The 12,399-nt window shown below is 68.1% G+C and carries 7 protein-coding genes and 1 tRNA gene; 1 reads left to right on the top strand and 7 read right to left on the bottom strand.

The window, feature by feature from the left end; translation table 11 throughout:
- Positions 1 to 58: 58 nt before the first annotated feature.
- The 4 genes from M6444_RS12580 to M6444_RS12565 form a co-directional block, all read right to left on the bottom strand.
- Positions 59 to 1,051, bottom strand: a complete 993-nt coding sequence (locus M6444_RS12580) for a branched-chain amino acid ABC transporter permease (protein ID WP_298327705.1) — start codon at positions 1,049 to 1,051, stop codon at positions 59 to 61.
- Between the two features lie 16 nt (positions 1,052 to 1,067).
- Positions 1,068 to 2,534, bottom strand: coding sequence for a branched-chain amino acid ABC transporter permease (locus M6444_RS12575; protein ID WP_298327702.1), 1,467 nt, complete (start codon positions 2,532 to 2,534; stop codon positions 1,068 to 1,070).
- Between the two features lie 181 nt (positions 2,535 to 2,715).
- Positions 2,716 to 3,897 carry an ABC transporter substrate-binding protein gene (locus M6444_RS12570; protein ID WP_298327699.1) on the bottom strand — a complete coding sequence of 394 codons (1,182 nt, stop codon included), beginning with the start codon at positions 3,895 to 3,897 and terminating at the stop codon, positions 2,716 to 2,718.
- 3 nt (positions 3,898 to 3,900) lie between these two features.
- Positions 3,901 to 4,521 carry a response regulator gene (locus M6444_RS12565; protein WP_298327696.1) on the bottom strand — a complete coding sequence of 207 codons (621 nt, stop codon included), beginning with the start codon at positions 4,519 to 4,521 and terminating at the stop codon, positions 3,901 to 3,903.
- 80 nt (positions 4,522 to 4,601) lie between these two features.
- Here M6444_RS12565 and M6444_RS12560 point away from each other — a divergent pair.
- Positions 4,602 to 4,678, top strand: a tRNA-Leu gene (locus M6444_RS12560).
- A 140-nt stretch (positions 4,679 to 4,818) separates the two neighbouring features.
- Here the strand turns inward: M6444_RS12560 and pyk are convergent.
- Genes pyk through gltB form a run of 3 tightly spaced genes read right to left on the bottom strand, consistent with a single transcriptional unit; the run spans position 4,819 to position 12,312 of the window.
- The gene (gene pyk / locus M6444_RS12555) at positions 4,819 to 6,258 is read right to left on the bottom strand and encodes a pyruvate kinase (protein ID WP_298327693.1); all 1,440 of its coding nucleotides are present in this window, start codon (positions 6,256 to 6,258) and stop codon (positions 4,819 to 4,821) included.
- Positions 6,259 to 6,285: 27 nt separating this feature from the next.
- Positions 6,286 to 7,755 (bottom strand): glutamate synthase subunit beta, encoded by a 1,470-nt coding sequence (locus M6444_RS12550; RefSeq protein ID WP_298327691.1) that lies wholly within the window; start codon positions 7,753 to 7,755, stop codon positions 6,286 to 6,288.
- 33 nt (positions 7,756 to 7,788) lie between these two features.
- Entirely contained in the window at positions 7,789 to 12,312 is a 4,524-nt protein-coding gene (gltB, locus tag M6444_RS12545; RefSeq protein WP_298327688.1) for a glutamate synthase large subunit, read from the bottom strand.
- Between the last annotated feature and the right edge of the window lie 87 nt (positions 12,313 to 12,399).

Below are 12,399 nucleotides of genomic sequence, written 5' to 3'. Positions count from 1 at the left end.
CAGGCGGGCGTCAGCTCGTCCCGGGTCAGCGAGACCAGGGACGAGCCCGACGCACGGGTCAGTTCGAGATGGCCGTCATTTCCCGGCGATCGCCGAATATGCCCTGTGGCCGGAAGATCATCAGCAGCATCAACGCCAGACCCACGGTCGAGAGAACGACCGCGCCGGTGGCGCCACCGCTGGACATGAAGCTGGGAAGGTATCCCGCAGATGCGGCGTCACGGAGCGCAGCGCTGACCGAACTGAACAGGAACCAGAACAGGACCGACCCGACGAGCGGTCCGAACTTGGTCGCCGCGCCGCCCAGGATGAGGATCGTATAGGCGAAGAACGTCACCTGCGGTTGGTAGGTATCGGCGTTGACGGTCTGGCCACCGATCGCGAACATCGCGCCACCCAGCGCGCCGATCACGCCGCCGATCACCAAGCTCTGCAACTTGTAGCTGAACACGCTCTTGCCGAGAGCTCGGGCGACTTCCTCGTCCTCGCGGATGGACTTGATCACCCTGCCCCAGGGGCTACGCATCAGTAAGATGATCACAAAGCTCGCGAGGAACGCGAGTCCCCACGTCACCAGGAGCGACCACAACTGGTTGGACGGATAGCTCAAGCCTCCGATCCCGTATCTGCCGTCCGGGATCGGGTTGATGGAGTGGAACTCGTCGGCGATGGACTGCAGCCCGAACGGGCCGCCGGTCACACTCTCGGCGGAACCGGAACGCACGATCAGCCGCAGCACCTCGGCCACGGCGATCGTGGTGATGGCGAAGTAGTCCGCCCGTAGGCGCAGAGTCGGAATTCCGACGAGCAGCGCGAGGAGTACGGCCCCTAGGATGCCGACCAGGATGCCCAGCCACAGCGACCCGCCGAACGTCGCCACGGTGATGCCGACTCCGTAGGCGCCGACCAGCATGAAGGCGACTTGTCCGAAGTTGAGCAGGCCGGTGAAACCGAAGTGCATGTTCAAACCGATGGCGAGCAACGCATAAGCGGCGGCCTGCGGGCCGAAGCCCGACCGCAGGCCGTTGCCGATGATCGAGGGCCAATCCACGTCGCGTTCCTTCCCCTCAGCCGATCCGCTCGCGGCGCCCGAGGATGCCTCGTGGGCGGATGAGCAGCACCACGATCAGGGCCAGCAAAGCCCACATGTACTTCAACTCGGACGGGAACCACAGCACGGAGATCTCGGTGACCAGTCCGATGACCAGACCGCCGACCATCGCTCCGTACGCTGTGCCGATGCCGCCCAGAATCACTGCGGCGAACATCAGCAGGAGCAACCGGAAGCCCATGAACCAGTCCACCGACACCGCGGATCCGAACAGCACACCCCCGCTTGCGGCGAGCCCTGCGCCCAGGGTCCAGACCACCAGGATGACCCGGTCGACGTCGATGCCTGTCGCCGAGGCCAGGGCGGGGTTGTCAGCCACGGCCCTGATGGCTTTGCCCATGCGCGTGCGCTGCAGCATGGTGGCCACGCCGATCAGGATCAGCGCCGACAGCCCCATGATGAACAGGTCGCGCGGCGTCAGCGAGATCGGGCCCCACACCAGCGCCGTCTGGCCGACGTAGTCCCGATATGTGCGCGGCGAACCGCCGAAGAACAGCAACAGCAGATGCCGGAGGAGCAAGGAGAGACCGATGGTGATGATGAGCATCTGGAACAGGCCCACCCGGCGCCGGCGTAGCGGCCGGAACAGGCCGCGTTCGAGCCCCGCGCCGAAAGCGGCCGTGAACGCGATCCCGATCGCTGCGGCACCGATCAGCTGAATCTGTGGGTCGTCGACGTTGAAATACCACGTCAACATGGCACCCATGGCGACGAGCTCACCGTGGGCGAAGTTGATCAGTCCGGTGGTGCCGAAGATCAGTGACAGCCCCACCGCCGCCATCGCGATGATCAGGCCGAACTTGACGCCGTTGGCGATCGCGCGGACGGCGGCCGCGCCCTGCCCACGCCCGGCGTCGCCCTCGCCGAGCTGGAAGATCACCGGCCGGACCCGGCCGCCGGGGACCTGAACCTCCAACGGGTTGTTGTCCGGGTTCCGCAGTTCCACGCCCTCAGGCAGGCTGCCTTCGTCCAATTCGACGGTGTAGGTACCCCCGGACGGAAGCGGCACCTCCCAGCGCCCGTCCGCGTCGGACTCGCCTTCGCCGACATCGGCGCCGCTGGCATCGGTGACCACGATGGTGACACCTTCGACCGGCTCGTCGTCGTCACCGCGCAAGGTGCCCGTGACGCCCTGTTCAGTCTCTTGGGCTTCGTCATCGCCCGGTGTCGCCTCGTCGCCGGCCGGCTCGTCGGCCTGCGCGGTGGCGTCATCGCTGGGGGACGTCTCGGTGGCGGCAGCGCCGGCGGCGAACGCCGTCGTCAGCACGAACAACACACCCAGAAGCGAGGCTGCGCCGCGGAGCACCACGGCGCGGATTCGATGGGAACCGTCCGTCTGCCGAGGAGAACGCGACTCGCGCCACGCGTCCGGCGAGAAGAGCAGGCGAATCCTGCGGCCGAACAACACCCGTTTCGCTCCCATCGCCGACTGTCGAAGTGCCTCCGCACGCTTCACGGCGTCGACCGCCGCTCGCAGACCCGGCCGCGCCACGAGCCGCCCGAGTCACTCACCCGACGGAGGAAACCTAGCTCCCACAAGGGCGGCTGTGACAGGACGCGGCTCGAACCAGGATCTGTTTGTTAGGACACTGTGACATTGGCCCTCAGGTGGCCGTCAAAGCCTCCCATCGCCCGTCGCGCAGAATCCGCAGTTCCACGACGCCGCCGACCCGGTCACCGAACCGATCGAAGGCCACCTCGCCGGTGACGCCGTCGAACTCCACGTTCGCCATCTCACCGGCGCATCCTTCACGCGCCGCCGCTGCCGAGCTCGCCGGAGGCAAGCATCGCTGGAGCACCGTTGCCACCGCGGTCGCCGCATCGTAGGCGGCCGCGCCGGACGGGCCGAGATCCGCCTCAGCGTCCGTCTCGAGCGCCTGGGCCACGGATTCCGGTTCCATCCCCGCGGTCGGTTGCAGCCTCGGGGGCAGCGCCGTGACCGCGCCTTCGCCGTGGCTACCGGCGCTGTCGGCGAAGGCGTCGCCACGCATCGCCGAGGTCCCCAGCACGTCGGTGGCCAGCGCCCCGCGGGCGGCCGCGGTCGCGACGGCTCCGGCGACCTCGGGCTCGCCGGAGACGAAGACGATGTCGGCGGAGTCCGTGCGCATCTGTTTCACCAGCTGCGCCACGCCGTTCTCGTCGTCCGCCACGCCGGTCACGACGACCTCACCGCCGTCGTCTCGGAACGCCCGGTCGAAGCGCTTGGCTTCGGCGGCGTCCCCGCCGTTGATCACCGCGGCCGTCTTGGCATCCAGGCCGATGCGGGCGTAACGCGCCAGCTCGGTCTCGGGCGCCTCGTCGGTCACCGCCGTGCGGTAGTACGACTCGTAGGGCCGCAACGGGTGCTGCGGGTCCGCCCCGCGGGTGTGTGCCGGCACGACGTCGGCGGGTGAGACGAACAGCACATCGGCATCGTCGGCCACCGGCTGGACGGCCCGCACGGCTCTCGTGGTGAGCCCGCCGATGATCGCGACACCGCCGTCCTCGACGAGCTGGGCCGCGCCCTCGGCCGCCGTCGCGGCATCGTCACCCTCGTCGATGGGCACGACGTCGACGACCCAGCCATCGATGTCGTCGGTCAGCTCGGCGATGCGCTGTTCGACGGCGGCGACGACACCGGCGCCCTCAGCTTGCTGCCACCCGGACCGCGGGACCAGGACACCGATCGTCGCCGTCTGTTCGCCGGCGTCGTCGTCGCTGAGAGTGCCCATGACGCCGCATGCGGCCAGCGACACCGCCGCAGCCAGCGCCGCGCCCGCAGCGGCGGCCCGTCGAGCTGTGCGCACGCCTCAGCCGCTCGCCTCGGCGTTTCCACTCTCGGCGAGGACGACATTGGCGACCTCTCGCATCGACGTGCGCTTGTCCATGGCGGCCTTCTGGATCCACCGGAACGCGTCGGGCTCACTCAGGCCGTAGGTGGTTTGCAGGATGCCCTTGGCGCGGTCGACCAGCTTGCGGGTCTCGAGACGCTCGTTGAGGTCGACGACCTCGGTCTCGAGCTGGGCGATCTCTTCGTGGCGCGACAACGCCATCTCGATGGCGGGCACCAGATCGGCCTTGGTGAACGGCTTGACGAGGTAGGCCATCGCTCCGGCCTCGCGGGCGCGTTCAACCAGATCGCGCTGCGAGAAAGCGGTCAGGATCAGCACCGGAGCGATGCGCTGCTCCACGATGCGCGCAGCCGCCGAGATGCCGTCGAGAACCGGCATCTTGACGTCCATGACGACGAGGTCGGGGCGGTGCTCCTCAGCCAGGCGCACGGCGCTGGCACCGTCCGCGGCTTCTCCGACGACGTCGTAGCCCTCTTCCTTCAACATCTCGATCAAGTCGAGGCGGATGAGCGACTCGTCCTCGGCAACGAGCACGCGCCGGGCAGTTGCAGTTGGCGATGGCGATGGCGAATCGGTCACCCGGGAAGCCTACTCGGAGCTTTCAACACTTGCCGGTAGGCTGGGGGCTGCGCCGCGCGGGGGCTATCCTCGAGGCGCACGGCCCGGTAGGCAAATTGGCAAAGCCGCCGCACTCAAAATGCGGTGTGTGTCGGTTCGAGTCCGACCCGGGCTACCACGGTTGACCTGTGACGATAAGTGGCGCCGAGCAGCCGTGGCGACGGTGGACACGGGCAGGCGCCGACGCCGGTGACACGTACGGCACATGTTGCCCGCAGTGTCACCGGCGTCACGACAACTCGCCGCCAGCGCCCAGCGTCAGTGATAGCCGGGCGCGACTCCACCGACCGCGTCACCGATCCGGTGCACCCGCATCGCGTTCGTGGACCCCGGGATTCCCGGCGGCGAGCCCGCCACGATGATCACGAGATCGCCGCGGCGGCACCGTGCCTGCTCGAGCAGCATCCGGTCGACTTGCTTCACCATCTCGTCGGTGTGGTCGACATGCTCGGCGGTGAACGCTTCGATGCCCCACGACAGGGCCAGCTGATGCCGCGTGGATTCGAGCGGGCTGAACGCCAGCAACGGAATCCTCGGGCGCAGCCGGGCCATGCGCCGGGCGGAGTCGCCGCTCTGCGTGAAGGCCACGAGATACTTCGCGCCGAGCAGGTTGCCCGTTTCGACCGCCGCCTTGGTGATCGCCCCACCCTTGGTTCGCGGCTGCGTACCCAGCGGCGGGATGCGCTCCAGCCCGTGTTCCTCGACGGTCTCGACGATCTTGGCCATCGTGACGACCGTCTCGATCGGATACGAGCCCACGCTGGTCTCACCGGAGAGCATGACTGCATCGGTGCCGTCCAGGACGGCGTTGGCGACGTCGGACGTCTCAGCACGAGTCGGGCGCGGATTGTTGATCATCGAGTCGAGCATCTGCGTCGCGACGATGACCGGCTTGGCCCGCCGGCGGCACAGCTCCACCGCCTGCTTCTGCACCAGCGGGACATCCCACAGGTCCAGTTCGACCCCGAGGTCACCCCGGGCGACCATCACGCCGTCGAAGGCATCGACGATCTCGGCGAGATTCACCACCGCCTGCGGCTTCTCCACCTTGGCGATCACCGGCAGCCGCACGCCTTCCTCGGCCATGATGCGGTGCACGTCGTCGACGTCGGAGGCGCTGCGCACGAACGACAACGCCACCATGTCCGCACCGATGCGCAACGCCCACCGCAGATCGTCGATGTCCTTGTCCGACAGCGCGGGAACGCTGACCGCCGTGCCGGGCAGGTTCAGGCCCTTGTGGTCGGACACCCTGCCGCCGAGTCCGACGGTCGTGACGACCTCGGAGTCACGTACTTCGGTGACCTCCAGCGACAGGCGGCCGTCGTCGACCAGCACCTGATCGCCGACCTCGACGTCGCCAGGCATGCCGGCATAGGTCGTGGACGCACGCTGCGCCGATCCTTCGACCTCGTCGGTGGTGATGGTGAAAGACTCGCCGGACTCCAGCTGAGCAGAACCGCCCGCGAACGTGCCGAGGCGGATTTTCGGCCCCTGGAGGTCAACCAGGACGCCCACGTTGCGCTCGGCCTCTGCAGCAGCCTTGCGCACTCGCAAGTACCGCTCTTCGTGTTCGGCATGGCTGCCGTGACTGAGGTTGAATCGGGCGACATCCATGCCGGCGTCGATCAACGCCCGCAATCGTTCCGGAGAATCGGTTGCCGGACCGAGGGTGCAAACTATCTTCGCTCTACGCACGTCCAGCAACACTAGACCTCCGGATGGTCAGACGGCCAATGGGCGGTCGGTTGGCGATATCGGCGCAGGCATCCGGTCCACTCCGGTCAGCCACCGATCGACCGCGGCAGCACACGATCGACCTTCGGCGATGGCCCAGACGATCAAGGACTGCCCGCGGCCGGCGTCCCCGGCGACGAAGACGCCCGGCACGCTCGTCTCGAACGACCCGTCACGACGCACGTTGCCGCGATCATCGAGGTCGACACCGAGTTGATCAAGCAATCCCGACCGCTGCGGCCCGACGAATCCCATCGCCAGCAAGACGAGGTCGGCCGGGATCTCACGTTCGGTGCCCTCGATCGGCTCGAAACCACCGGAGGAGCCACGGCGCACCTCGACCAACTCCAAGGCACGAACGCGACCGGAGTCTCCCACGAAGCGCTGCGTGGACACCGAGTAGACCCGCTGCCCGCCTTCCTCGTGCGCGCTCGAGGTCCGCAGCATCAACGGCCACATCGGCCACGGAGTCGACTCGTGACGCGTTCGTGGCGGCTCCGGCATGATCTCGAGCTGCGTCACCGACAACGCACCTTGCCGGTGTGCCGTACCCAGGCAGTCCGCACCGGTGTCGCCGCCGCCGATGATGACGACGTGCTTGCCGTCGGCCGTGATCTGGTCAGGCACGGACTCACCGGCCGCCACCCGGTTGGCCTGCGGCAGGTACTCCATGGCCTGGTGAATCCCGTCCAGCTCACGGCCCGGCACCGGAAGATCGCGCCACTGCGTCGCCCCCACTGCGAGCACGATCGCGTCGTACCGCGCCTTGAGTTCCTGGCCGGTGAGTGTCTCGCCGACGTCGACGCCCGTACGGAATATCGTCCCCTCGGCCCGCATCTGGTCCAACCGCCGGTCGACGTGGCGCTTCTCCAATTTGAACTCGGGAATGCCGTACCGCAACAGCCCACCCGGACGGTCGTCGCGCTCGTAGACCGCCACGGTGTGCCCGGCCCGGGTCAGCTGCTGCGCCACGGCCAGACCCGCCGGGCCGGAACCGATCACCGCCACCGTCCGGTCGGTCAGCCGCTCCGGTGGCGCCGGCACCACCCAGCCCTCGTCGAAAGCCCGATCGATGATCGACACCTCGACGTTCTTGATGGTCACCGCGTCGTCGGCGATGGCGACCACACAAGCCGACTCGCACGGCGCCGGGCACACCCGACCGGTGAACTCCGGGAAGTTGTTCGTCGCGTGCAACCGCTCCGCCGCCGAACGCCAGTCGTCGCGCCACACCAGATCATTCCACTCCGGGATCAGGTTCCCCAGCGGACAGCCCTGGTGACAGAACGGGATGCCGCAGTCCATGCACCGGCCAGCCTGCTCGGTGATGATCGGCAGCAACGTCGCCCCGATCCCCGGGCGCGGATAGACCTCGTCCCAATCCTGCAGCCGCTCAGCGACCGGACGAGCCCCGGCAACCGCACGCTTCGTCGTCAAGAAACCGCGTGGATCAGCCATCCGACACCTCCCGTTCGTCAGTTCGCTCACTCGTCACTTCGCTGCCTCCATGACCGCGGCCTCAACGTCCCGCCCCTCCCGCTCAGCGGCGGCCTTGGCGGCGAGTACGCGCTTGAAGTCCTTCGGCATGATCGTGGTGAACCGGGCTCGGGCGATCGCCCAGTCGGTCAGCAGCTCGTCGGCGACCACCGACTCGGTGGCGTCGCGATAACGGGTGATGATCTGGCGGATCATGTCCAGTTGCTCAGCCGATGGCTGCTCCAGGTCCACCATCTCGGTGTTGACCATGCTCGTGTCGAGGTCCAGCACGAAAGCCATCCCGCCGGACATCCCGGCAGCCAGATTGCGGCCCGTGCGGCCCAGAATGATCGCCACGCCGCCGGTCATGTACTCACACGCGTGGTCACCGACCCCTTCCACCACCGCCGTGGCCCCGGAGTTGCGCACACAGAACCGCTCCCCCACGACGCCGCGCACGAACAGCTCGCCGCCGGTCGCACCGTATGCCGCGACGTTGCCCGCGATGACGTTGTGTTCGGCGGGGAACCGTGCCGCACGGTCGGGCCGGACCACCACCCGACCCCCGGACAGCCCCTTGGCCAGGTAGTCGTTGACGTCGCCCTCGAGCCGCAAGGTCACGCCCGCCGGCAGGAAAGCACCGAACGACTGCCCGGCCGAACCCACCAACGTGAAGTCGATGGTGTCCTCGGGCAGCCCCCGCCCGTCCGTGGCCTTGGTGACCTCGTGCCCGAGCATCGTGCCGACAGTCCGGTTGACGTTGCGGACCTCCAACTTCGCCCGGACCGGCTGACCAGTGGCGATAGCATCGGCGGCCAGCGTGATCAATTGGTTGTCCAGCGCCTTCTGCAGTCCGTGGTCCTGCCCCACGACCTGGCGTCGCGAAGCGTCCTCGGCCAGCGCCGGCACGTGGAGAATCGGCGACAGATCGAGCCCGGCGGCCTTCCAGTGCTGAACCGCTGCCGTGGTGTCGAGCATCTCGGCGTGGCCGATCGCCTCGTCGAGGCTGCGGAAACCCAGCTCGGCCAGATACTCGCGGACCTCCTCGGCGATGTATTCGAAGAAGTTGACCACGAACTCCGGCTTGCCGGTGAACCGGTCCCGCAACTGCGGATTCTGGGTCGCCACGCCGACCGGGCAGGTGTCGAGATGGCAGACGCGCATCATCACACAGCCGGACACGACCAGCGGCGCGGTGGCGAAACCGTACTCTTCCGCGCCGAGCAGTGCCGCGATCATGACGTCGCGCCCGGTCTTGAGCTGACCGTCGGCCTGCACGACGATCCGGTCGCGCAACCCGTTGAGCAGCAGCGTCTGCTGAGTCTCGGCCAGCCCGAGCTCCCACGGGCCGCCGGCGTGTTTGAGGCTGGTCAGCGGCGCCGCACCGGTGCCGCCGTCATGCCCGGAGATGAGCACGACGTCGGCATGCGCCTTGGACACACCTGCGGCGACCGTGCCCACGCCGACCTCGGCGACCAGCTTGACGTGGATGCGGGCCGCCGGGTTGGCGTTCTTGAGGTCGTGGATGAGCTGGGCCAGGTCCTCGATCGAGTAGATGTCATGATGCGGCGGCGGTGAGATCAACCCGACGCCGGGCGTCGAGTTCCTGGTGCGCGCCACCCACGGGTACACCTTGCTGCCCGGCAGCTGGCCGCCTTCACCCGGCTTGGCGCCTTGGGCCATCTTGATCTGGATGTCGTCGGCGTTGCTCAGATAGTCCGACGTCACGCCGAACCGCCCGCTGGCGACCTGCTTGATCGCGCTACGCCGCTCCGGGTCGCGCAGGCGCTCGGGATCTTCGCCGCCCTCGCCCGTGTTGGACTTGCCGCCGAGGCGATTCATCGCGATAGCCAGCGTCTCGTGTGCTTCCTGGCTGATGGACCCGTACGACATCGCCCCCGTGGAGAACCGGCGCACGATCGACTCGACCGGCTCGACCTCCTCGATCGGCACCGGCCGGCGCTCCCCGGGCTTGAACGAGAACAGCCCGCGCAACGTCATCAGCCGTCGGGCCTGCTCGTCCACCCGCGAGGTGTACTGCTTGAACACGTCGTAGCGCCCGGCCCGCGTGGAATGCTGCAGCCGGAAGACGGTGTCGGGATCGAACAGGTGCGGCTCGCCTTCGCGCCGCCACTGGTACTCGCCGCCGGTCTCCAGCCGACGGTGCGGCGTGGCTCCCCCGCCCCGCGGGTACGCTCGCGCGTGGCGACGGCGGACCTCCTCGGCGAGCACATCGAGCCCGACGCCGCCGAGGCGGGACGTGGTTCCGGTGAAGTACCGGTCGATGACCTCCTGGGCCAGTCCCACCGCTTCGAAGATCTGCGCGCCGGTGTACGACGCGACGGTCGACACCCCCATCTTGCTCATGACCTTGAGCACACCCTTGCCCAGAGCCTTGATGAGGTTCGCGACGGCCTGCTCCGGCTCCACCCCTGGCAGCAGCGTGCCCCGGCGGGCGAGGTTTTCGACACTCTCCATGGCCAGGTACGGGTTCACCGCCCCGGCTCCATAGCCGATCAGTAGGGCGACATGGTGCACCTCACGCACATCGCCGGCTTCGACGACCAGCCCCACCTTCGTTCGGCTCTTCTCACGAATGAGGTGGTGGTGCACTGCTGAGGTCAGCAACAACGACGGTATGGGCGCGAGGGTGGTGTCGGAGTTCCGGTCGGAGAGAACCACGATCCGCGTGCCCGAGTCGATCGCCTTCGACACTTCCGCACAGATCTCATCCAGCCGCCTGGCCAGCGCAGCACCGCCGCCGGCGACGTCGTACAACCCGCGCACCACGTGTGTGGCGTAGCCGGGCAGGTCACCGTCGTGGTTGATGTGGATGATCTTCGCGAGCTGGTCGTTGTCGATGACGGGGAACGGCAGCACCAGCTGGCGACACGACGCCGGACCCGGCTCGAGCACGTTGCCTTCCGGCCCGATGGTGCCGGCCAGCGAAGTGACGAGCTCCTCGCGGATGGCATCCAACGGCGGGTTGGTGACCTGCGCGAACAGCTGAGAGAAGTAGTCGAACAGCAGTCGTGGACGGTCCGAGAGCGCGGCGATCGGGGTGTCCGTGCCCATCGAGCCGATCGGCTCGGCCGCCGTCTTGGCCATCGGCGCGAGCAGGACGCGCAGCTCCTCCTCGGTGTACCCGAACGTCTGCTGCCGGCGTGTCACGCTGGCATGCGTGTGCACCACGTGTTCGCGCTCGTGCAGGTCGTCCAGGCGCATCAGACCGGCGTGCAGCCATTCGCCGTACGGCTCGGCGGCGGCCAGCGCGTCCATCACCTCGTCGTCGTCCAGGATGCGGTGTTCGACGAGGTCGGCGAGGAACATCCGGCCGGGCTCCAGCCGGCCCTTACGCGCGATCCTCGCCGGGTCGATGTCCAGCACGCCGGCCTCGGAGGCCAACACCACCAGGCCGTCGTCGGTGACCCAGTAGCGCCCCGGACGCAAGCCGTTGCGGTCCAGGACAGCGCCGATCTGCGCGCCGTCGGTGAACACGACGCACGCCGGGCCGTCCCACGGCTCCATGATCGTGCTGTGGAACTCGAAGAAGTCGCGGCGAGCCGCCGAGATGCCGTGGTGGTTCTCCCACGCTTCGGGGATCATCATCCGCACCGCGTGCGGCAGGCTCCGCCCGCCGAGATGCAGTAGCTCCAAGACCTCGTCGAAGGAGGCCGAGTCGCTGCCGGCGGGGTCGATGATCGGGTACAGGCGCTCCAGATCCCCCGGAATGACCTCGCTGACCAGCTGTGACTCTCGGGCGCGCATCCAGTTGCGGTTGCCCTGCACGGTGTTGATCTCGCCGTTGTGGGCCACGAACCGGTACGGGTGGGCCAGTGGCCAGCTCGGGAAGGTGTTGGTGGAGAACCGCGAGTGGACGACGGCCAGGGCCGAGGTCAACCGGTGGTCGGACAGGTCGCCGAAGAACGGCTCCAGCTGGCCGGTGGTCAACATGCCCTTGTAGACGATGGTGCGCGCCGACAAGCTCGGAAAGTACGTGTCGGTACTGCGTTCGACCCGCTTGCGCAGCGCGAAGGCCCGGCGGTCGAGGGCGATCCCGGTCACCGCCTCGCCGGTCGGTGTGGGCTCTTCAGCGGCCACGAAGACTTGCCGGATGACCGGCAACGTCGACCTGGCCGTCCGCCCCAGCAGCTCCGGGGTGGTAGGCACGTCACGCCAGCCCAGGACCCGCAGGCCCTCGTCAGCGGCGATCCGCTGCACGGCTTCGACGCCGGTCTCCGGGTCCTCCGGGGAGAGGAACACCAGGCCGGTGGCATAGGAGCCGACCGGCGGCAGGTCGAAGTCGACGACGTCGCGGTAGAACGCGTCGGGGATCTGCAACAGGATCCCGGCGCCGTCGCCGGAATCCGGTTCCGCCCCCGAGGCACCCCGGTGGTCCAGATTGCTCAGGGCAGTCAGCCCGTGGTCGACGATCTCACGGCTGGCCACGCCGTCCAGGGTGGCCACGAAGGCCACGCCACAGGCATCGTGTTCGAAGCGCGGATCGTACAAACCCTGGGCGTGAGGGGTGAAGCGCATGTGCACTCCCGTCGGCGAAATTGGCGGCGGGTGCAGGGACAGCGCTGGCCCGTGCGTTTTGGGGTTGTGGAGATTACACCACTTGAC

This window comes from Haloactinopolyspora sp. (genome assembly GCF_027324685.1).
In the GTDB taxonomy this organism is placed as follows: domain Bacteria; phylum Actinomycetota; class Actinomycetes; order Jiangellales; family Jiangellaceae; genus Haloactinopolyspora.
The sequence above is the reverse complement of the archived record's forward strand: the minus strand, read 5'-3'. Positions and strand labels throughout refer to the sequence as shown.

Excerpts from the sequence above, each read along its gene's own strand:
- gltB (WP_298327688.1), bottom strand. The coding sequence starts at position 12,312 with ATGCGCTTCACCCCTCACGCCCAGGGTTTGTACGATCCGCGCTTCGAA.
- M6444_RS12575 (WP_298327702.1), bottom strand. The coding sequence starts at position 2,534 with ATGGGAGCGAAACGGGTGTTGTTCGGCCGCAGGATTCGCCTGCTCTTC.
- M6444_RS12550 (WP_298327691.1), bottom strand. The coding sequence starts at position 7,755 with ATGGCTGATCCACGCGGTTTCTTGACGACGAAGCGTGCGGTTGCCGGG.